At 35.3% G+C, this 21,760-nt stretch carries 23 protein-coding genes and 2 tRNA genes; 21 read left to right on the top strand and 4 right to left on the bottom strand.

Annotation, left to right across the window (positions count from 1 at the left end; translation table 11 throughout):
* Window positions 1-78 precede the first annotated feature (78 nt).
* Both J6L95_RS07070 and cysK read left to right on the top strand, forming a co-directional pair.
* A complete protein-coding gene (locus J6L95_RS07070) occupies window positions 79-510 on the top strand; it encodes an RrF2 family transcriptional regulator (RefSeq protein ID WP_029071547.1) in 432 nt (143 codons plus the stop codon).
* A 16-nt stretch (window positions 511-526) separates the two neighbouring features.
* Window positions 527-1,459, top strand: coding sequence for a cysteine synthase A (cysK, locus tag J6L95_RS07065; RefSeq protein ID WP_287458583.1), 933 nt, complete (start codon window positions 527-529; stop codon window positions 1,457-1,459).
* A 53-nt stretch (window positions 1,460-1,512) separates the two neighbouring features.
* On the opposite strand, the gene gltX is transcribed toward cysK, so the two are convergent.
* Window positions 1,513-2,934 carry a glutamate--tRNA ligase gene (gene gltX / locus J6L95_RS07060; RefSeq protein WP_029071549.1) on the bottom strand — a complete coding sequence of 474 codons (1,422 nt, stop codon included), beginning with the start codon at window positions 2,932-2,934 and terminating at the stop codon, window positions 1,513-1,515.
* Between the two features lie 47 nt (window positions 2,935-2,981).
* On the opposite strand from gltX, the gene J6L95_RS07055 reads away from it, so the two are divergent.
* A tRNA-Gln gene (locus J6L95_RS07055) sits at window positions 2,982-3,057 on the top strand.
* 63 nt (window positions 3,058-3,120) lie between these two features.
* Here J6L95_RS07055 and J6L95_RS07050 read toward each other — a convergent pair.
* Window positions 3,121-3,196: transfer RNA gene (locus J6L95_RS07050), tRNA-Glu, on the bottom strand.
* 171 nt (window positions 3,197-3,367) lie between these two features.
* Here J6L95_RS07050 and murA point away from each other — a divergent pair.
* Both murA and rpmE read left to right on the top strand, forming a co-directional pair.
* Window positions 3,368-4,642 (top strand): UDP-N-acetylglucosamine 1-carboxyvinyltransferase, encoded by a 1,275-nt coding sequence (gene murA, locus J6L95_RS07045; protein WP_287458582.1) that lies wholly within the window; start codon window positions 3,368-3,370, stop codon window positions 4,640-4,642.
* Window positions 4,643-4,797: 155 nt separating this feature from the next.
* Complete coding sequence (rpmE, locus tag J6L95_RS07040) at window positions 4,798-5,001, top strand: 50S ribosomal protein L31 (protein ID WP_029071551.1); 204 nt, start codon at window positions 4,798-4,800, stop codon at window positions 4,999-5,001.
* Between the two features lie 36 nt (window positions 5,002-5,037).
* Here the strand turns inward: rpmE and J6L95_RS07035 are convergent, their stop codons facing one another.
* Window positions 5,038-5,616, bottom strand: a complete 579-nt coding sequence (locus tag J6L95_RS07035; RefSeq protein ID WP_287458581.1) for a cytidylate kinase-like family protein — start codon at window positions 5,614-5,616, stop codon at window positions 5,038-5,040.
* Window positions 5,617-5,727: 111 nt separating this feature from the next.
* On the opposite strand from J6L95_RS07035, the gene J6L95_RS07030 reads away from it, so the two are divergent.
* The 9 genes from J6L95_RS07030 to J6L95_RS06990 all read left to right on the top strand — a co-directional run bounded on the left by J6L95_RS07030 (window position 5,728) and on the right by J6L95_RS06990 (window position 14,150).
* Entirely contained in the window at window positions 5,728-6,480 is a 753-nt protein-coding gene (locus tag J6L95_RS07030) for an MBL fold metallo-hydrolase (RefSeq protein ID WP_287458580.1), read from the top strand.
* Entirely contained in the window at window positions 6,470-6,949 is a 480-nt protein-coding gene (gene rlmH, locus J6L95_RS07025; RefSeq protein WP_029071554.1) for a 23S rRNA (pseudouridine(1915)-N(3))-methyltransferase RlmH, read from the top strand. The genes J6L95_RS07030 and rlmH overlap by 11 nt, the downstream gene beginning before the upstream one ends.
* A 252-nt stretch (window positions 6,950-7,201) precedes the next feature.
* Window positions 7,202-7,420 carry a hypothetical protein gene (locus J6L95_RS07020; protein ID WP_029071555.1) on the top strand — a complete coding sequence of 73 codons (219 nt, stop codon included), beginning with the start codon at window positions 7,202-7,204 and terminating at the stop codon, window positions 7,418-7,420.
* A 294-nt stretch (window positions 7,421-7,714) separates the two neighbouring features.
* Entirely contained in the window at window positions 7,715-8,575 is an 861-nt protein-coding gene (gene metF, locus J6L95_RS07015; protein ID WP_074689220.1) for a methylenetetrahydrofolate reductase [NAD(P)H], read from the top strand.
* On the top strand, window positions 8,575-9,216 hold the full coding sequence (locus J6L95_RS07010) for a vitamin B12 dependent-methionine synthase activation domain-containing protein (protein ID WP_029072771.1): 642 nt from the start codon (window positions 8,575-8,577) through the stop codon (window positions 9,214-9,216). Before metF ends, J6L95_RS07010 begins: the two co-directional genes overlap by 1 nt.
* A 2-nt stretch (window positions 9,217-9,218) precedes the next feature.
* Complete coding sequence (locus J6L95_RS07005) at window positions 9,219-11,603, top strand: homocysteine S-methyltransferase family protein (protein ID WP_287458579.1); 2,385 nt, start codon at window positions 9,219-9,221, stop codon at window positions 11,601-11,603.
* Window positions 11,604-13,046 carry a prenyltransferase/squalene oxidase repeat-containing protein gene (locus tag J6L95_RS07000; RefSeq protein ID WP_287458578.1) on the top strand — a complete coding sequence of 481 codons (1,443 nt, stop codon included), beginning with the start codon at window positions 11,604-11,606 and terminating at the stop codon, window positions 13,044-13,046.
* On the top strand, window positions 13,043-13,627 hold the full coding sequence (locus tag J6L95_RS06995) for a DUF4430 domain-containing protein (RefSeq protein WP_287458577.1): 585 nt from the start codon (window positions 13,043-13,045) through the stop codon (window positions 13,625-13,627). The genes J6L95_RS07000 and J6L95_RS06995 overlap by 4 nt, the downstream gene beginning before the upstream one ends.
* Window positions 13,611-14,150 (top strand): hypothetical protein, encoded by a 540-nt coding sequence (locus tag J6L95_RS06990; RefSeq protein ID WP_029071561.1) that lies wholly within the window; start codon window positions 13,611-13,613, stop codon window positions 14,148-14,150. The genes J6L95_RS06995 and J6L95_RS06990 overlap by 17 nt, the downstream gene beginning before the upstream one ends.
* A 33-nt stretch (window positions 14,151-14,183) precedes the next feature.
* On the opposite strand, the gene J6L95_RS06985 is transcribed toward J6L95_RS06990, so the two are convergent.
* On the bottom strand, window positions 14,184-16,247 hold the full coding sequence (locus J6L95_RS06985) for an elongation factor G (protein WP_287458576.1): 2,064 nt from the start codon (window positions 16,245-16,247) through the stop codon (window positions 14,184-14,186).
* A 147-nt stretch (window positions 16,248-16,394) separates the two neighbouring features.
* Between J6L95_RS06985 and J6L95_RS06980 the strand changes: the two genes are divergently transcribed.
* The 7 genes from J6L95_RS06980 (at window position 16,395) to J6L95_RS06950 (ending at window position 21,570) form a co-directional block, all read left to right on the top strand.
* On the top strand, window positions 16,395-16,649 hold the full coding sequence (locus J6L95_RS06980) for a hypothetical protein (protein ID WP_029071563.1): 255 nt from the start codon (window positions 16,395-16,397) through the stop codon (window positions 16,647-16,649).
* Between the two features lie 4 nt (window positions 16,650-16,653).
* Complete coding sequence (locus J6L95_RS06975; RefSeq protein ID WP_029071564.1) at window positions 16,654-17,136, top strand: peptidylprolyl isomerase; 483 nt, start codon at window positions 16,654-16,656, stop codon at window positions 17,134-17,136.
* Between the two features lie 103 nt (window positions 17,137-17,239).
* Window positions 17,240-17,854 (top strand): GyrI-like domain-containing protein, encoded by a 615-nt coding sequence (locus J6L95_RS06970; protein ID WP_029071565.1) that lies wholly within the window; start codon window positions 17,240-17,242, stop codon window positions 17,852-17,854.
* Window positions 17,855-17,883: 29 nt separating this feature from the next.
* Window positions 17,884-18,639, top strand: a complete 756-nt coding sequence (gene xth / locus J6L95_RS06965; protein WP_029071566.1) for an exodeoxyribonuclease III — start codon at window positions 17,884-17,886, stop codon at window positions 18,637-18,639.
* Window positions 18,640-18,647: 8 nt separating this feature from the next.
* Window positions 18,648-19,190 (top strand): phosphodiesterase, encoded by a 543-nt coding sequence (yfcE, locus tag J6L95_RS06960; RefSeq protein WP_287458575.1) that lies wholly within the window; start codon window positions 18,648-18,650, stop codon window positions 19,188-19,190.
* 193 nt (window positions 19,191-19,383) lie between these two features.
* Window positions 19,384-20,850, top strand: a complete 1,467-nt coding sequence (locus tag J6L95_RS06955; protein ID WP_287458574.1) for a PTS sugar transporter subunit IIC — start codon at window positions 19,384-19,386, stop codon at window positions 20,848-20,850.
* A gap of 162 nt (window positions 20,851-21,012) precedes the next feature.
* Entirely contained in the window at window positions 21,013-21,570 is a 558-nt protein-coding gene (locus J6L95_RS06950; RefSeq protein WP_031589849.1) for a hypothetical protein, read from the top strand.
* Window positions 21,571-21,760 lie beyond the last annotated feature (190 nt).

Below are 21,760 nucleotides of genomic sequence, written 5' to 3'. Positions count from 1 at the left end.
TTTTTTAAAAAATTTATCATAATATTTGAATTCCTATAAACCTTGGTGTATTATAGGTTTATAAAGGAGGTGGCACATATGATGGTATCTACAAAAGGAAGATATGCTTTACGTGTAATGATTGATCTAGCAGAACATGATCAAGCAAAGTATATTCCTTTAAAAGAGATTGCCAATAGACAGAATATTTCAGAAAAGTATCTGGAAAGCATCGTTAAGTCGTTAACCAGAGAACACTTTATCGAAGGGTTACGCGGTAAAGGTGGAGGATATCGTTTAACACAGGATGCATCCTGTTATACCGTTGCCGACGTTCTTAAGATTACAGAAGGTTCACTCGCACCAATCTCTTGCTTGCAGGATGAAAGCAATCAGTGCAACAGAGCGGTGTCTTGTCAGACATTGCCAATGTGGGAAGGACTTTATAAAGTTGTAGAGGAGTACCTTTCAAGCATAACAATAGCAGATTTGGCAAATACTGGAGAAAGTGCAGATCAATATATTATTTAATTAAAAGGAGATTATTATGGCCCATATTTACACTAGTGCTGATCAGTTGATCGGACATACACCATTATTAGAATTAACAAGAATTGAAAAATCATTAAATCTTAAAGCAAAACTTTTAGCAAAGCTTGAATACTTTAATCCCGCTGGAAGCGTAAAGGATCGTATTGCTAAAAAGATGTTGGATGATGCTGAAAAAGAAGGAAAAATCAATAAAGATACAGTTATCATTGAACCGACTTCAGGAAATACAGGTATTGGATTAGCTTCAGTTGCAGCAGCAAGAGGATATCATGTCGTTATTGTAATGCCTGAAACAATGTCAGTAGAACGTCGTGCTTTAATGAAAGCATACGGTGCTGAATTAGTATTGTCACCAGGAGCAACTGGAATGACTGGTGCTATTCAGAAAGCAAATGAATTAGCAAAAGAAAATCCAAATAGCTTTATTCCATCACAGTTCAGCAATCCATCTAACCCAAAAGCTCACTATGAAACAACTGGACCTGAAATCTGGGAAGATACTGATGGAGCAGTTGACGTATTTGTTGCAGGAGTAGGTACAGGAGGAACTTTAACTGGTACAGGTACTTATTTAAAAGAAAAGAATAAGGATATCAAGATTATTAGTGTTGAACCAGCTACTTCTCCAGTATTGACAACTGGAAAAGGTGGTCCTCATAAGATTCAGGGAATCGGTGCAGGATTTGTACCTGATGTATTAAATCAGGATATCTATGATGAAGTAATCACTGTTGAGAACGATGATGCCTTCACATACGGTAAACTTGTTGGACAAAAAGAAGGTGTCCTTGTAGGAATCTCTTCTGGTGCTGCATTAAAAGCTGCAATTGAACTTGCTAAAAGAGAAGAATATGAAGGAAAGAACATCGTTGTCTTGTTCCCTGATACAGGAGATCGTTATCTTTCTACACCATTATTTGATAAATAAAAGAAAAAGCTGATCTGACAAAGTGATTACTCACTTTGCTAGATCAGCTTTTATTATTTACCAAGATATTCTTTTAAATCAGCAATAGCCTGTCTCATTCTCTTTAAAGATTCCTCTTTACCGATAATATGAGCAATTTCTACAGCTCCACCAGGAGTGAATGACTTGTTAGATAAAGCGACACGGATTGGCCACATGATACGACCATTCTTTAATTCATGTTCTTTAGCTAAGTCCATCATCATATGCATTAATCCATCATCATCAGTGTAATCTTCCCAAGCTTCCATAGCAGGTAAAGATAATTCAAGTGCTTCTAATGAGTTTTCTGGATTAGTTTTCATCTTCTTATGTGTGTAGATATCAGCATCGAATGGTAATTCTCCATTGATGAAATCAACCATTTCAGGAATATCAGCTAAACGTTCAACACGTGGCTGTAAAGCTTTTGTGATTTCTAATAGATCAACATCAAGCTTGATATCTTTATAGTATGGTTTAGCAAGTTCATGGAATTCTTCTACTGACATATTTCTGATGTAGACACCATTCATCCATTTTAACTTGTTGATATCAAAGATTGCTGGTGCTTTAGAAATATGCTTGATATCAAATTCTTCTTTTAACTGTTCTAATGAAAGAACTTCTTCATCCTTAGGAGACCATCCAAGTAATGCGATGTAGTTAAGGATAGCTTCAGTTAAATATCCCTGAGCTCTTAAATCCTGGAATGATGCATCACCGTTTCTCTTAGATAACTTATGTTTTTCATCTTTCATAACCGGTGGAAGATGGATATAAGTTGGTCTTTCCCAATTAAATGCATCATATAATAGATTGTATTTAGGAGTAGACGCTAAATATTCATTTCCTCTTACTACCACATTGATGTTCATAAGATGATCATCGACAACGTTGGCAAAGTTGTAAGTTGGGAACTTGTCAGTCTTGATTAAGACTGAATCATCTAAAGTGTTGCATGGCACTTCAATATGACCGTAGATTTCATCATCGAAATCAGCAGTTCCAGTTTCAGGGATTGTCTGTCTGATTGTATAAGGATCACCATTATCTAAATGTTCCTGAATCTGTTCTGGATCAAGGTAACGACATGGATCAATTTCATTTTCTTCTCTGTCTTCCTTAGTACAGAAACAATAATGTGCATGACCGCTTTCGATAAGCTGTTTTGCATATTTTTCATAGATTGGTAATCTCTTTGACTGAATGTATGGCCCTACTTCACCTGGCTTATCAGGACCTTCATCATAATGAAGACCAGTTTCTTCCAATACATTATAGATGATATCAGTTGCTCCTTCGACTTCACGATTCTGATCAGTATCTTCAATACGTAGGATGAAATCACCGTTGTTATGTTTGGCAATCAGATAACAGTATAGAGCTGTTCTTAGGTTTCCGATATGCATGTAGCCAGTGGGACTAGGCGCAAATCTCGTTCTAATTTTTTTCATTTTTCTCTTTACATCTCCCATTATTATGATATAATCGTACATGCGATTGGGGTATAGCCAAGTGGTAAGGCAACGGACTCTGAATCCGTCATTCCGCTGGTTCGAATCCAGCTACCCCAGCCATATTTAATACGAAGTAAGCGAAGCTTACTTTTTTTATTGCCTTTAGATTGGCAAAAAAAAATATGGTAGTCCGTAGGGGGTTCGAACCCCTGAATGCTTGGATGAGAACCAAGTGTGTTGACCACTTCACCAACGGACCATCACATTGCGGTATTAGTATAACACAATTTGTTGTGAAGTAAACAACTGAAAGGTAATTTTTCTATTTTTTAGTTGTGACTTCACTTTCAAAGTCTGATACTTCACATTTGAGATAAGATTATGTATAATCATGGTGTGTAAAAAGATGAGAATGAGAGAGGATATAAATATGGCACAAGAAGTCATTGCAATTGAAGGTGGACATCCTTTAAGAGGAACTGTGAGAATTTCTGGCGCTAAGAATGCGACAGTTGCACTTATTCCTGCTATTGTATTAGCGGATTCACCTGTTGAGATATATGGAGTACCAAACATTTCAGATGTAGATGCGTTGGCAGTCCTTTTAAAAGAACTTGATTGTGAAGTTGAAAAAGAAGGGGATACTTTAAGAGTAGATCCTAGTCATATGAAAAATAACCCACTTACTAGTGAGGCTGTAGATAAATTAAGAGCATCATATTATTTTATGGGTGCTTTACTTGGTAAATATGGAGAAGTTACAATACGCATGCCAGGTGGGTGCTATTTAGGACCACGTCCTATTGATCTTCACCTTAAGGGATTTGAAGCACTTGGTGCAACAATTACTTATAATGAAGAAGAAGGCACTTATCATTTAAAGGCTGATCATTTAAAGGGCGCAGAAATCTATCTTGATTTTGCTTCAGTAGGAGCAACTATCAATATTCTTCTAGCGGCTGTTAGAGCTGATGGAAAGACAACGATCAATAATGCGGCCCGTGAACCTGAAATCATTGATGTGGCTAACCTTCTTACTAAGATGGGAGCACATATCAGAGGTGTAGGTACGGATACTATTATTGTAGAAGGTGTATCAGAAATGCATGGAACAATGCATGAGATTATTCCTGACCGTATTGAAGCTGGAACATTCCTTATTATTGCAGCAGCAATCGGGGAACGTGTCCTTGTTCAAAATGTTATCACTCAGCATCTTGATGCTTTATTATTAAAGTTAAGAGAAATGGGTGTAAGAATGGAAATTGTAGGCGACAGTATTCTTGTCTATGGTGGATTTACAGATTTCAACCCAGTTGAAGTCACTACACAGATCTATCCAGGATATGCAACTGACCTTCAGCAGCCACTTACAACATTGATGACTCAGGCTCATGGTCAATCACATGTCATTGAAACAATCTACAAGGAACGTTTTGGTCACTGTGCACAGCTTAATAAGATGGGTGCTAATATTGAAACAGGAGATGCTTGCTGCTATGTCAATGGTCCAACACCACTTCATGGCGCAAGAGTAGAAGCAACTGACTTAAGATGCGGTGCTGCTCTAGTTGTAGCAGGTCTTATGGCTGAAGGCGTAACTGAAATTACTAATGTCTATCATATTGATAGAGGATATGACAATATCGATCGTAAACTGATTGCTTTAGGTGCTCATGTCTCTAGATATATGGTCGAAGATTAGCCTTTGAAATACAAGTGAATAATGACCTAAATATCGAAAAAAATTGATGAAGAAAATTTTTAAAAAACTATTGTAATTCCCATTTGATAATGGTATTATGTGTTAGCAACTTACTTTGAAGTAGCATATATTTCAAGGCGGAAGGAGATTATAAAATGAGAAAAGGTATTCATCCAGATTATAAAAAGGTTAAAGTAATCTGTACATCATGTGGTGCTGAATTCGAAACTGGTTCAGTATTAGATGAAATTCGTGTTGACACTTGTTCAAACTGTCATCCATTCTATACTGGTAAACAGAGATTTGCTAGTGCTGATGGACGTGTAGAAAAGTTCAACAAGAAGTATGGTTTAAAATAATCTATAGGAAAAGGAGCTCAATGAGCTCCTCTTTTTTTATAGTTTTCTATACATTTCTACAATAACATCAGCAACTTCATCCAATCCAAAATCACTGTTGATTGTTAAATCAAAATTAGTCAGCTGACCCCATTTATTAGTCGTGTAGTAATTATAATAGTTTTCTCTCTTCTTATCTCTAGACTTTACATACTTGATATAATTCTCATGTTTTTCACCATATTCCTCTTCTACACGTCTAGCACGAGAAGCAATAGGGGCATGGATAAATACTTTTAATACATGATCAAAGTCTTCAAGAATATAATCGGCACAGCCATTGACAATAATGCATGAATCATTAGTTGCCAGATGTCTAATAATCTTCGATTGAGTGGCAAAGACCTGATCATTTAGGGGCATCTGGAATGTACCACCAGCCATTGTATAAAGGAAACCAGAACTCTTTTCCTGGGCAGCCTTGCGAATAGTACGGATATCAAAGCCAAGTTCTTCCGCAGCTAAATCTATAATCTGATTATCATAGTAGACGAGTCCTAACTTATCTGCTACTTTTTGTGCGATAATACGACCTCCAGATCCATATTGTCTTGCGATAGTAATAATCTTAGCCATAAAATCTCCTCCTTCTTTCTCTTATTTTATCACAAATTAAAAAAGCGCTTTCACTTTTTTCACACTTAATAAAAGATTTTTGTGTGGTATAATGGCAAAAAGGAGTAATGTATGGAATTTCACGTTTTAGCAAGTGGCTCAAAAGGAAATGCCACTTTTGTATATGAAAATGGTACAGGAATACTTATTGACTGTGGCATTTCAAGAAAGCAGTTATTGTACAGATTAAATGAAGTAGGATTTAATGAATCAGATATTACTTATGTATTCTTGACACATGATCACTATGATCATTCAAAGAATATTCATATCTTTGATGAAAAGATTGTCTACAGTGCAAGAGGAAATATAGAGACTATGGATGAAGAACATATTCTAGAACCATTTCAGACTTATCATTTCAATCAGTTAAGTGTAGAAGTTCTTCCGTTATCCCATGATGCAACCAACACTGTGGGATTTGTAATAAGAGGTGATGAATCTCTTCTTTATATGACAGATACAGGCTTTGTATCAGTGAAAAATAGAGAACTGATTGGTAATCTTAATTACTATATTATCGAAGCAAATCATGATATCGAAATGCTGATGAATACAAGAAGACCACTATATCTCAAGAATAGAATTCTTGGCGATGAAGGACATTTGTGTAATGAATATAGTGCTAGACTTATGTGTGAAGTCATCGGGGAAGATACAAAAGAGATTGTGCTTGCCCATCTTTCACAGGAAGCCAATACCAAAGAGTTGGCATTAAAGACATATTATGAGGTCTTTGATGAAAAGCATATGTCATTTGATAGGAACAATATCAAGGTTGCAAGCCAAGTTGATGTTGTCTCAGGAGGTAAATATGAACATTAAGATTATCAGTGTAGGGAAATTGAAAGAAAAGTATCTTAAAGAAGGCATTAAGGAATATGTTAAAAGATTAGGAGCCTATACGAAAGTAGAAATGATTGAAGTAGATGATGAACCCATTCCTAAAAATGCATCACTTGCTCAAGAAATTATGGTGAAGGCTAAAGAAGGAAGAAAGATCTTAGATAAAGTAAAACAGAATGACTATATGATCCTATTGGATGTTGCAAGCCAACAAATGGACTCTGTTGCTTTTTCTAAACATATTGAACAGAAAATGATCAGTGGATGTTCAACAATTGTATTTGTATTAGGTGGTTCACTTGGACATAGTGAAGAAATCTATGAAAGAGCTGATTTTAAGATCAGTATGTCAGAAATGACTTTCCCTCATCAGTTAGCAAGATTGTTATTATGTGAACAAATCTATAGAGCATTTAAAATCATGAAAAATGAAACATATCATAAATAGAAGTTCTTAATGAACTTCTTTTTAAATTCATGACTATATAAAATGTAATATATATGTTTAAGGAAAAATTAAGAGAAGTAATAAAACGTATAAACAACTCATAGATTAACCACTAGAATGACTTCTATAGGATTTTTTTCTTGTTTGTTTTGTATTTAATAAGTAAATTTTTTTAAAAGCTTCAATTTTTTAAACTTATTGAGTATATGGGGTATAATATTAATAGTTAAAAGAAAGAAAAAGATGATATTTATGAAAAAAATCTATGAATTTTTTATGTCAGAAATAATCTTCAATATTATTTCGTTTACATTCTTAATTATTATATGTATGGCGTTGTATACAGAAAAGAAACCATGGACCACATTAAATGGATATGTATCTCCAATACTTCTTGTCTATGTCTTCTTTAAATCAAGACATACAAATAAGATTTTAAAAGAAGCTAAGAAAGGAGATTCTAATAAATAAGATCTACGAATTCTATATGGAAGAAATAGTCTCTAATCTTATTGCTGGTGTACTTGTATTTATAATATGTATGTCATTATATACAGGTAAAAACTTGTATCACAATAAATGGATATGCCTCTTTAATCCTCTGCATTTATTAAATCTAGATATACAAGTAAAATAATAAAGAAAAGCCACAGCTATGTGGCTTTTTTAGTTATAGTCTATAGCTATGGTTAATGTGTTATAATTAATATAACATCATTTTGATAATCATGCTTTATAATAAAATTCGTTAGGAAGGTAAAAGGTATGAAAATAATAGATCGCTTAAATCAGGGGAAAGTTACTTTATCATTTGAAGTTTTTCCCAATAAATACTCAAAAAACTTTGAAGCAGTTGCCAATAAGGCAAAAGAAATCGCAAGATTACACCCAGAGTTTATGTCAGTCACTTATGGAGCTGGAGGGGGAACAAGCCAGTATACAGTAAATATTGCCAAGGAAATACAGGAAAAAGAAGGAGTGGATGTATTAGCCCACTTGACTTGTGTTTCTTCTACAAAAGAGAAAGTCCATGAAATGCTTGAATCTTTTGAAGCCAATGGTATTAAGAATATCATGGCATTAAGAGGGGATCTTCCTGAAACAGAAGTCCCTCATGATTATGAACATGCGTCTGAATTGATTAAGGAAATCAAGGAATATAATCCTGAATTCTGTATTGGGGGAGCCTGTTATCCAGAAGGTCATCCTGAAGCAAAGAACAAGGATGAAGATATCTACTATTTAAAAAAGAAAGTAGAAGCAGGCTGTGATTTCTTGACTACTCAGATGTTCTTTGACAATAGCATCTTCTATAATTTCCTTTATCGTGCAAGAGAAGCAGGAATTGAAGTGCCAATTGTAGCTGGTATTATGCCTATTACAAGAAAAGAACAAGTAAAACGTGCTATTCAGTTATCAGGAAGTTCAGTGCCTTCACGTTTCTTCTCAATGGTAGATACTTTTGGAGATAATGAAAAAGCAATGAAACAGGCAGGGATCATTTATGCCTCAGAACAGATTATTGATCTTATTGCCAATGGGGTAAAACATATTCACGTTTATACAATGAATAACCCAGATGTCGCTGAAGGTATCATGAACAATGTATCGGAGATCTTAAAATAATGAAACCAATACGCAAGTCTGAGATTTTAAGATATCTCGGCTATAGAAAAGATATGGAAATCAATGAGCATACGGATGAACTTATTGATCAATGTATAGATGAGCTCAAGAAAGTCATTAATCCCCAGTTTGTTTATAAGAGATTTCCTGTTAAAAGAGTAGATGATACGATTCTTATCGAAGGAATGTCCATCAATAGTAAAGCCCTATCTAAAAACTTAGAAGGCTGCAATGAAGTCTATCTCTTCGCTGCTACTGTTGGTATTGGTGTAGATCAGATGATCAGACGTGTAGAAATCACCAATATGGCCAAAGCGGCTATTTATCAGGCAACAGGAGCAGAGATGGTTGAATGTGTATGCGATGATTTGAATGATAAATTAAAAGAACAAGCAAAAGAAGAACACTTGTATCTAAAGCCTCGCTTCTCACCTGGATATGGGGATACATCACTTGAGTTACAAAAAGATTTTGAACGTCTATTAAAGATGAGTGAAATAGGCATTCATTTAACAGAATCACTATTGATGGTGCCATCAAAGAGCGTTACAGCTTTTATTGGGATAACTGATCATCCACAAAAATCAGTGTCTGGCTGTAAAGCATGTGATAAGCTGGATTGTCCATCAAGGAAGGAGTAATCATGAGTTTTAAAGAACGATTAGGAAAAGAGTGGCTATTCTGGGATGGCGGTTTTGGTTCCATCTTACAAGAATGGGGACTAAAAGCTGGAGAAAAACCTGAATATTGGAATCTTGAGCATCCTGAAAAGATTCTAAGAATCAATAGAGAATATTTTGAAGCAGGCAGTGATGTCGTTAACGCGAATACTTTTGGTGCTAACGCTCTACGTTTTCCTGATAATTTAAAAGAAATTGTACAAAGTGCAGTTCGTCTTGCAAAAAAGGCGAGAAAAGAAGCACATCGTGAAGAAGATGGCTACATCGCATTGGATCTTGGTCCAACGGGAAAACTATTAGAACCATTGGGAGATCTTCCTTTTGAAAAGGCAGTTAATCTTTATAAAGAAGTCATTGGCTATGCTCTTGAAATAGGAGTAGATCTCATCCTCATTGAAACAATGACCGATGCCTATGAAGCCAAAGCTGCTGTTTTAGCTGCTAAGGAATCATGTGATCTGCCAGTTTGTGTCACTGTAACATTTGATGAAAAAGGAAAACTGTTGACAGGAGGAACACCAGAATCGGTTGTTGCTTTATTAGAAGGATTAAAAGTAGATGCGATTGGAGTGAACTGTTCACTTGGACCTAAGCAGATGATTCCTTTTATTAAAAGAATGATCAACAGTTCATCATTACCAATTATTGTCAATCCTAATGCTGGACTTCCAAAAAGCAAGGATGGCCATAATTATTATGATATGACAAGTGAAGAGTTTGTTGGCTACATGTCAGAAATTGCGGATCTTGAAGTAGCGGTATTAGGTGGTTGTTGTGGTACAACGCCTGAATATATCAAGGGACTTGTAGACATGTGCAAGACTAAGCCTTTCCATCCTCCGGTGAAAAAGCATCATAGTGTTGTGACTTCTTTTTCTCAATCAGTAGAGATTGGAAAAAAACCAGTGATCATTGGTGAACGTATTAACCCAACGGGGAAAAAGAAATTCAAGGAAGCCTTAAAGAATCATGATATCAATTATATTTTATCTCAAGGTCTTCAGCAGGAAGATGCAGGAGCTCATATTCTAGATGTCAATGTTGGCTTACCTGAAATCAATGAAGCAGATACATTGGTAGAAGTGATGAGTCAGCTTCAATCAGTAACAGCCTTGCCATTACAGATTGATACTGGTGACTTTGAAGCAATGGAAAGAAGCTTAAGATTATATAATGGGAAAGCAATGCTTAATTCAGTTAACGGGAAGCAGGAAATCATGGATCATGTTTTCCCAATAGTTGCAAAATATGGTGCAGTTGTGGTCGCTTTACCACTTGATGAATCAGGAATACCAGAAACATCTGAAAAACGTATTGAGATTGCCAAGAAGATCTATAAAGAAGCAGAAAAATATGGCATCTCTAAAGATGATATCGTCATCGATGGATTAGCGATGACCGTTTCATCAGATTCATCTTCTGCATTAGTTACATTAGAAACATTACGTCGTATTAGAGATGAACTTCATGGTCATTCTATTCTAGGTGTATCCAATATTTCATTTGGATTGCCACAAAGAAAGATTATCAATAGTCATTTCTTAACAATGGCAATGCATGATGGTTTATCATGTGCAATTATCAATCCTAATGCTCAAGATATGATGAACAGCTACCGTGCTTATAATGCTTTGACTAATCAGGATGAAAACTTTAATGAATACATTTCAGCTTATGCGGATGTAAAGACTGAAACAGTGAAGAAAGCTGTCAGCGAAATGAGTCTATTTGACAGTGTTAAAAGAGGACTTGAAAAAAATGCGGCAGCAGCAACTAAAGAGGGATTAAAGGAAAGAGATGGATTAACTTTAATCAATGAAGAATTAATTCCTGCTCTTGATGAAGTAGGAAAAGGATTTGAAAATGGTTCAATCTTCTTGCCTCAATTACTGATGAGTGCAGAAGCTGCTAAAGCAGCATTTGCGGTCATTAAAGAATCAATGAAAGGTGTGGAGACAGAATCAAAAGGAAAAATCATTCTTGCGACAGTTAAAGGGGATGTTCATGATATCGGAAAGAACATCGTTAAAGTCATGCTAGAAAACTACGGCTATGACATCATTGATTTAGGAAAAGATGTCGCACCAGAAGTTATTGTAGATACAGCAATCAAGAATGATGTCAGACTAGTAGGCTTAAGTGCGCTTATGACGACGACAGTCGTTAATATGGAAGAGACAATAAGACAGCTTAGAGAAAAGAAACCAGATACGCTCGTATGCGTAGGTGGTGCGGTTATGACTCAGGACTACGCTGATCAGATTGGTGCTGATGCCTATTGCAAGGATGCGATGGAAACAGTTCATTATGCGGATTCTGTTTTTATAAAAAATAAGGGGGAGAAATAAATGAAAAAGGGAATTTTATGTGCATTAGCACTTATCTTGACTTTGTCGCTATCTTTTAGACAAGTAGCGGCAGCAGAAAATGTTAATGCGATCTTAAATGCGGTTGCTAAAGTGCAATCGTTCTATAAGAAGCAGAAAGTCTTATCAAGCAGTGATGAAATCATTGCGGTAGAATCAATTGGATTAGAAGCAGAAAATGCACCTTTTACTTTAGATAAGGATTATGAAGAAAGCTTAAAGTCTTTGGATACTACCTATGATGAAGACAAACAGAGCGGTAATTTAACAAAGGGTATTATCGCCTTAACATTATTAGGGGAAGATCCTGCTAATTATTATGGAAAAAATTACGTGAAGAAATTAGAAGGATTAATTTCAAGCAACGGTTACTTTGATGGAAAAGAAATTGCTCCTAATTATGAAATATATGTATTAATGGCATTAGAAGCAGTTAATTCACCTAAGGTGAAAATTGTTTCAAATGATTTAGCTTCAAAACAGAGACAAAATGGTGCTTTCTATTATGTCTATAATGGAATTGTGGAAGATGATTCTACAACAGGATGGGCTTATGAAGCATTATCATTAGCTGATGCTTCAGCTTATCGTACACAGTTGACTAAAGCTGTAACATATTTAAAATCAGGATTAAAAGAAGATGGTTCTTTTGATCATACAGGATGGGGTGGAAGCCCAGATACATCTGCAGCTGTATTAGAAGCGTTGTTTATTCATAATAAAAATGAAGTCTTATCAACAAACAATAAGTCTGTTTCTTACTTGTTAAACTATCAGTTAAAAGATGGATCATTTAAATCCAACTATTCTAATGGAGAAACTGATCCTTATACAACAGTAAGTGGGGCTAGAGCCTTAGGTACATATAAATTTGGTTCTGTCATTAATGATGCAAGAAAAGAATATTTTGCAACAAAAGCTGCTCGTAAACTTTCAAAAAGCAATGTGACTTTATCTAAGAAAAGTTATGTTTATAATGGCAAGGTGAAAAAGCCAACTGTAAAAGTGACTTACAATGGAAAGACTTTAATTAACAATAAAGATTACAAGTTAACACTTAAAAAGAGTAAAGCTATCGGGATCTATAAAGCTACCATCAAAGGATTCGGAGACTACAGTGGAACTGTAAAGGTAAACTACACAATTCATCCAAGCAAAGTGAAAGTGAAATCTATTAAAGTATATAGAACACTATTTAAAGTAAAACTAAAGAAAGCTAAAGGGAATGTAAAATACCAGATTGCTTATAAGAAAGCATCTTCTAAGAAATGGAGATATAAGAAAACAAAAGCTTTATCTCAAAAAGTAAAAAAACTTGATCTTGGTTCTAAATATCAGGTAAAAGTTAGAGCATATAAAACAGTAAAGAAAAAGACCATCTATGGTAAATGGTCAAAAGAAAAGAGCGTGAAGCTTAAAGCATGAAAAAATTAATTGTTGTCATTGGAATAGTACTCACATTAATAACACCTGTTCATGCAAAAAGTGCGGGTATTTCTAGTCAATCAAAAACAATTTTTATTGGATCATCATTTACATTATCGTTAAAGAATACTAAAAAGAAAGTCTCTATTGCCTATGCGAAAGGGTATGCGAGCGTTAGACGTCTATCTAAGACATCATTCAGGGTTACTGGAAAGAAAGCTGGTAAAACAACTATTTCTTTAAAGCTTAAAAAGAAGACATATAAATGTCGTTTAAAAATTAAAGACTTCGTTTATTTTAAAGCAGTAGGCGTAAGAAAAACATTTACAAACAAGAAAGTAAAGTTTGTAAAAGGAGATACAGCCTATACATTACTTCAGAAGTCAAATCTTTCAATAAAAAAGAATGGTTTTGGTAAGTTTGTTTATGTCACAACAATCAATGGATTAAGAGAAAAACAGTATGGTCCTGCTTCAGGGTGGACTTATCGTGTAAATGGCAAACTGCCAAATGTAAGTTCTGCTGTTTATAAGCTTAAAGCTAAAGATCACTTGGAGTGGCGTTATGTCAACTACAATTAAGTTTCCACCAGCCAAGGAAATAGCGCTCATTGGTATTTTAGCGGCATTGAATATTACTTCCCGCATATACCTTCAGTTTTTACCTAATATAAAGCCGGTAACTTCAATTATTATCATTTCTGTGCTGCTTTTTGGCCTTTCATTTGGCATAAAGCTCACTTTCGTCACAACAATTGTTTCAAATGTATTCTTAGGAATGGGATTGTGGACGGTATTCCAGATTCTCGCCTGGGTTGTGATCTGTCTATTGAGTGAAGCAGTGAAACGATTGTTCCTACTAAAGAAAAAATCACCACCATTACTTTTTATGGCCATCTTTTCATCCCTGATGGGATACGTCTTTGGCTTTGTCGTATCATTTGAACAGCTCTGTTATGGCGGGTGGGGATTGTTTCTTCCTTATTGGATTGCAGGCTTAACTTTTGACACATTACATGCCGGAGGAAACTTTTTCTTCTATCTTATCTGTTCACCCATTTTAATGAAAGTCTTCAAGATAGAAGCAAAAAAACTTGCAAAGTAGTAAAACTGCGAAGGAAATATCCTTCGCAGTTTTTTATTCTTTATTCTTTTGAGCAATAACTCTTTCTTGAAGCTGTTCATTCATGAATTCATAATCAAGGAAGCTCTGATCAAAGAATCCTTGTCCTTGTGTTATTGAACGTAAGTCAATCGCGTAGTTCATGATTTCATTCTGTGGTGCTTCAGCAGTAATCTTTACAAGATTATCATCAAGAATTTCCTGACCGATTACACGAGCACGATGTTTATTGAAGTGTGACATGATATCACCCATGAATTCATCTGGAATGAAAACATTCATAGTGACATAAGGTTCAAGAAGTACTGGCTTAGCTTTAGGAATACCTTCCTTAAAGCACATCTGTGTAGCTGTCTTGAAGGCCTGTTCACTTGAATCTACTGAATGGTAGCTACCATCTACCAATGTAGCCTTAACGCCAAGAACAGGATAGCCAGCTAATACCCCATGTTTTGTAGCTTCAATTAATCCTTTTTCTACAGCAGGGAAGTAGCTCTTTGGAACAGCGCCACCAAATACCTTTTCTTCAAATACAAATGGCTTGTCATAGTCATGAGATGGTTCAAAGATAATTTCTACATCACCATATTGACCATGACCACCAGATTGTTTCTTATATTTAGTACGCTGAGTGACTTCTCCCTTGATTGTTTCACGATAAGGGATAATAACATCACTTAATTCTACATCTACTTTATATTTATTCTTAAGACGAGAAATCACTGAATCTAAGTGAATATCACCTAAACCATAAAGTACCTGCTGCTTTGTTTCAGGATTAGTCTCAAATCTTAAGCAAGGATCTTCTTCTAAGAATCTTGCAAGAGAAGCAGAAATCTTATCTTCATTTGTCTTTCCAACTGGTTTTAATGCCTTGCCATAATATGGCTGTGAGAACTTGATTGGCTGTACTCCAATTGGGAATTGAGGCGAAGATAATACATCATTTGTCTTCGTATGATCAAGTTTCATGATGGCACCAATATCACCAGCATTAAGTTCATCTACTTCAATGGTATTCTTTCCTTGCATGATATAAAGCTTACCAATCTTTTCTTCACCTTTAGAACGCTGATTAATCATCGTTGTATTAGGTCTTAAAGTACCAGTAAGTACTTTTACTAAAGAAATACGACCAATAAATGGATCAGAGTAAGTCTTGAAAACCTGGCATGCAGGAGGAAGCTTTTCATCAAATCCAACGATTTCATCTTCATCAGTTAAATTATTATGGATAATATATGAATTGCTCATATCCCCACTAGCACTGAAGAATGCAACCATTGAATTAAGGATGATTGAAATACCAATTTGATTAGTCCCACATAGTACAGGAATCAATGACTTATTGACAACACCCTGTCTTAATGCAAGAGAAATCTCTTCTTTTGTAAATGGTTCTTCATTTAAATATTTTTCAAGCAGTTCGTCACTCGTATTGGCAACCGCTTCATCAATCATTGCTTTAACAGGTTCAATAAGATCATCCATTCCTTCAGGAATAGGACATGCTTTAGTCTGTGTGCCTTCAAAGATTCTACCTTCCATCTTTGCGACATTGACATAACCAATCATCTTATTATTTTCCATGATTGGCACCTGAATAGGTGCAATGATACGACCGTATGTTTCCTGAAGCTCTTTTAGCTTTTCGGAATAATCAGCATTCGGATAATCGATGCCGTTGATATAAATGATACGCGCCTTATCATGCGCTTTATACATTGCCTGTTTCGTTCCTGTGGTCAAGCCTTTTGTAGCTGGAACAACGATCAATGCACTCTCAGCTACAGCTAAAGCAGCTTCGATTTCACCATTGAAATCAAAGGCACCCGGTGTATCGAGGAGATTGACCTTACAGTTATTCCATTCAACTGGAATAACACTTAATGATAAGGAAGACTGTCTTCTTATTTCTTCCTGATCATAATCTGATAAAGTATTCCCTTCTTTAATAGTACCAACACGGCCTATCTGACCACTACGATAAGCCATGGACTCAATTACGCTTGTTTTCCCACTTCCAGAGTGACCAAGAACCGCAACTGTTCCCATTTCGTTGGAGTGATAGTTTCTCATGATATCATCTCCTTTACATTATGTTTTGAAACTTCATGACTACATTTTAACACGTTTATTTTTAAAAGAAAACGCTTTCAAAAGAAAAGGGTGAAATAGACAAAAAAGCATGTTACAATAGGGTGTGTTTTTAAGGAGGCGCCTTATATGGACTACACAGGAGTAGCATTATTAATAGGATTATTTGTATTAAATGCGTGTTCATTATATTTTATTACCCAGTCAAACCTCATGATTTCAGGGGGAATGAACATTGCAGCGATGCTTGCGACAGTCGTTTTAGCTTATCATTTTGAACAAATGAACCATATTGCTATTGTAATTATTGCATGTTTTGTTGTAGTATTATGCGTCGTAGGCTTAAAGTTATATCTGAAACATAAAAATAAAAATAAGGAGTAAGGTTATGGAAACAAAGACATTTGAAATCGTTATGGAAGATGGAGGCATCATGAAAGGTGAACTTTATCCAGAAGTTGCCCCTATCACAGTTGAAAATTTTGTTAAGCTTTGCAATAACCATTTTTATGATGGTTTAATTTTCCACCGTGTCATTAAAGGATTTATGATCCAGGGTGGTGGATATGATACATCAAAAAGAAATAAAGAAACAGGTGCTATTAAAGGTGAATTCGCTTCTAATGGTGTAAAGAATGATTTAAAGCACACTAGAGGTGTTTTATCTATGGCAAGAACAATGGTTCCTGATTCAGCTTCTTCTCAGTTCTTTATCATGCATGCTGATGCACCACATCTAGATGGAGAATACGCAGCATTCGGTAAAGTGACAGAAGGATTAGATGTAGTAGATAGAATTGCGAACGTAAAAACAGGATGGCAGGATTGCCCTGTTGAAGATGTAGTAATCAAAACAATCAGAATCTTATAATATCTCGATATTATAAGAAAATATATCTAGTTTTCCTAAAAATCTAGCTTTTATAAAAAAAGAGCTATATAATATATTTGTATTAAGTAAGGGGGGCGTTTCTTTGAAAGAAGGTATTCGTAAAGAATATAAGAAAGTCTATGATGCGACAACAAAACGTATTGATATTGTAGATGTCCCTGAATTCAATTTTATTATGATTGATGGCATTGGGAACCCTAAAGTAGAAGAATTTAGATTAAAAAAGCACGCACTTAAAATATTATCTCAGGAAATCAGAGAGTATTTTAAGAGAGAAAAAGACTTGATTTATCTTATTTCTCCTTTAGAAGGCTTATGGGATACTTATGACAATTCACAGTTTGATGTCACTAGAAAAAAGATGATTCGTTTTACCTTAATGATGGCACAACCTAAGCTTTTAGATGAACAGACGTTTGAAGCAATTAAACAGGAAACAGCTAATAAGAAGGATAATCCATATATTGTAGATGTCTACCTCAAGAAATTTAAAGAGGGTGAATGTGTACAGACATTGCATAAAGGTGCTTATAATACTGAAATCAATGATACAATAAAGATTATGGAGTACATTACAATTCAGAATATGAAGCTCACAGGATTCCATCATGAAATTTATCTGAAGGATGAAGAAAAGGTACCTGAAGAAAAACTAAAAACAATCGTGCGATACGCAATTGAGGAACAGGGAGCATAAATGCTTCCTGTTTTTTACAAGGAGGAACTATGAAACTTATTTCTTGGAATGTTAACGGTATAAGAGCTGCCGTTAAAAAAGGATTTGAAGAGTTTTTTGAAGAAAGCAATGCGGATATTTTTGCGATACAGGAAACAAAAGCACAAGTAGACCAGATTGCTTTAGATTTCCCAACTTATCATGCCTACTATAATAGTGCTGTAAAAAAAGGATATAGTGGAGTGGCAATCTTTACAAAAGAAGAACCACTATCTGTTTCTTATGGCATGGGGATAGAAGAACATGATCAAGAGGGAAGACTGATTACCCTAGAATATGAACAGTTCTATTTTATTGGATGCTATACACCCAATAGTCAAAAAGAACTTGCTAGATTAGATTATCGAATGAAGTGGGAAGAGGACTTCCTGGCTTATATTGATGAACTAGATCAAAAGAAACCTGTCATTTTATGTGGAGATCTTAATGTTGCTCATAAAGAAATTGATCTAAAGAATCCACAAAGCAATCATAAGAACGCAGGCTTCTCTGATGAAGAAAGAGAGAAGATGACAACTTTATTATCACATGGCTATATTGACACATTCAGATACTTCTATCCTGATAAAGAAGGAGCCTATTCATGGTGGAGCTATATGTTCAAGGCCAGAGAAAGAAATGCTGGATGGCGTATTGATTACTTTATTGTCAGTGAAAGACTTAAAAATCAATTAGAAGATAGCCTGATCTATAATGATATCATGGGCAGTGACCATTGCCCGGTAGGCTTAATAATGAAAGGATAGGTGTACTTATGAAGAAAATCATGATTATTTCAGATATTCATGGATCATATGATGATCTTAAGCAGGTTATATCTTTATATAATAAACATCACTGTAATCAATTAATTATTTTGGGTGATATCCTCTATCATGGACCACGCAATGATTTACCTGAAGGCTATAATCCTAAAAAATGCATCACTCTTCTTAATCAATATAAAGATGAGATTATTGCAGTAAGAGGAAACTGTGATGCAGAAGTGGATCAGATGGTTCTAGAATTCCCAATGAGAAGTGACTATCTTCTTTATAATATAGATGATCTTACATTCTTTATTACGCATGGTCATCTTTATAATAAAGATAACTTCCCACCACTTCATAAAGGCGATGTTTACCTTTATGGTCATTTCCATGTCCCTGTCTTTGAAAAAGAGGGGGACTACTACAAGCTCAACCCATCCTCAATCGCCTTACCAAAAGAGGGAGAAAAGGGGTTCTTAATCTATGAGAATCACCATTTTGTAAGGTATAATTTGGATGATATTCCACTAAACAACTACAGAATATAAGAAAAAACGGTTTCTGATAAAGAAACCGTTTTCAGAATGTGAAAATAAAACTTCCCTTTAAATCGGCTTTTTTTGTCATTTTTGTGGAAATTATTTAAAAATGGGGTGTTTATGAAAAAAGTTGAGATTGACTTTTCAAGCGCTTACACATATACTTAAGGTGTCGAAAATATTTTAATAGGGAGGAAAAAATATGGACGGTTTTGCTGATGTCATGGGACGTGCCGGTGCTTGGGCAGGCCAAAATAAATATCTTGGCGCAATCAAGAACGCGTTCCAGAACTATATGCCAGCAACTATTTCTGGTGCTGTTGGTGTATTGTGGACTAATGTATTAGTCAATGACCAGACAGGTTTAGGTAAGCTTTGGAAACCAATCATGGCTCTTAGCGTACTTAACCCAATCTTTACTGCATTACAATATGCAACTATCTCATGTATCACAATTGGTGTTACTATGCTTGTAGCTTCTGAAATTGCTGAAGCTAATGGTGAAACAGGAGCTTATCCTGCAGTCTTAGGATTTATCCTTTGGTTAATGGTTACTCCAACTTCTTTCGCAGCTGGTGACTTATCTACTAGCTTAACATCTACTAAAGGTAATACAATCAGTATTAAATTAGCTGATTTATTCAATACTGCAGGTGTTAAGGGTGCTATCGCTAGCGCTGCTAAGAGTTTACCAGCAGGTGATTCTATTGGGAGCAATCAGACAATCACTATTGATAACTTCTCATATCAGGGTATTTTAAGCAATTATACTGCTGCAACTGGTTTATTCACTGGTTTAATTGTAGCTATCGTCGGTATGGAAATTTATAACATTTTCCGTAAGAATGATCATTTAAAGATCAAGATGCCAGAACAGGTACCACCAGGGGTCGCTAAAGCATTCGAAGTATTAATTCCTACTTGCTTAGCTTCTATCGTAATTGGTGCAATCGGTTTAGTATGTCAGCTAGCTACTGGTGCAGAAGTTAACGCATTTATCTATAACATGGTACAGGCTCCAATGCAGTCTATTATCGGTGATAACATCGTAGCTGTTATGTTCATGTACTTAGTCATTATGTTATTCTGGTGTGTTGGTATCCATGGTAACAACATGTTAGCAGCCGTTAAGGAACCAATCTTCAGACCTTTACTATATGCTAACACTGCTGTAATCACAGCTAAACCAAAAGCTTCACAGTCAGAAATCCCATATGTTATGAACTTAACAATGTTACAGATGTTCGCTGAATGGGGAGGTTCAGGTGTTACTCTTGGTTTAGTAGCAGCTATCTTCGTATTTGGTAGACGTGAAGAAAACAGAACTATCGCAGGTATCTCTTTAGTTCCAGGTTTATTCAACATCAATGAAACTATGACATTTGGTATTCCACTTGTATTGAACCCAATCTTAGATATTCCATTCATCTTAGCTCCAATCGTATGTATCTTCATTGGTTGGATCTTAGTAAAAACTGGATTCTGTCCTAAGATCGTACTTGAAGTACCATGGACAATGCCTCCAGTAATCTTCGGATACGTGGCAACTGGTGCTAGAATAATGGGTGCAGTTTCACAGTTATTAGTATTTGCAGTATCATTTGTAATCTACTTACCTTTCGTATTAATCTACGAAAGACAGCAGAACAAACAGGACGCTGTAGATTAATTTTGAAAATTGCATGATGATGTAAATCACATGCTTGCCATGCGATGGATCACATCTATGATCCATCGCTTTTTAATTAATAACGAGCGAAAACGTTTACAAAACAATTTGTAATGACTATTTGATTTATGTATAATTGTAAAAAGGAAAGTGAGAAGTATTATGGATAGACAAGAATTTAAACCTAGAAGAAATTTGGCTGTAGGCTTAACATTGGGGATGGTTCTTCTATATACATTCTGGCATACATTGCTATTTATCAGTGATGCTTTGTATATGAGCAAGAATGCAGATGCAGCTGCAATGGCTAGTTTCAATCTAGAAATGAAACAGGCAATTGTTTTGCTTATTTTTGCAGCAATCATGACTTTCTACTTTGTAGGATGCAGACCATATCTATATGTGATTGAGAAAAAGGAAATCATTTCTAAGAAGAGATGGTTTAAGGATAAACATCTTGATCTCATGAAGGCAGAAATTGTAACTGATCCAGTGCCAAGATTAGCTGACCTTGTTACAAGACCACATGCAATCGAAATTTATGACATGGAAAAAAGAAGACATAAATATTTCCCTGTCGATGCTGCTGGATTTACAAATGCTGTTGTAAAAAGCAATAAACGTATTCACTGTACAGTCAAAAGCTATACTGATCGCTATAGAAAGATTTCTAGACGTGATCGTAGAGAAAATGAAAGACGTAGAAGACGCAGTGCTTAAACCTATGGTAAACCCATAGGTTTTTTGCTTCTAAATAGCCCAAAATGGAGATCTGAGAGATTTTTTAAAAAAATTAGACAAAAATGCTTTACAAAGAGGAGAGGTGATGATAATATAAGTGAGCACTCAGCGAGAGCCGAGTGGCCTGAACATTGAAAACTGAACAGAAACACGTCAAATAGATGAGTGA

This window comes from Kandleria sp. (assembly GCF_017934775.1).
GTDB classification, from domain to species: domain Bacteria; phylum Bacillota_I; class Bacilli_A; order Erysipelotrichales; family Coprobacillaceae; genus Kandleria; species Kandleria vitulina.
Note: the sequence above shows the minus strand (reverse complement) of the source record. Positions and strands in the feature narration are given on the sequence as shown.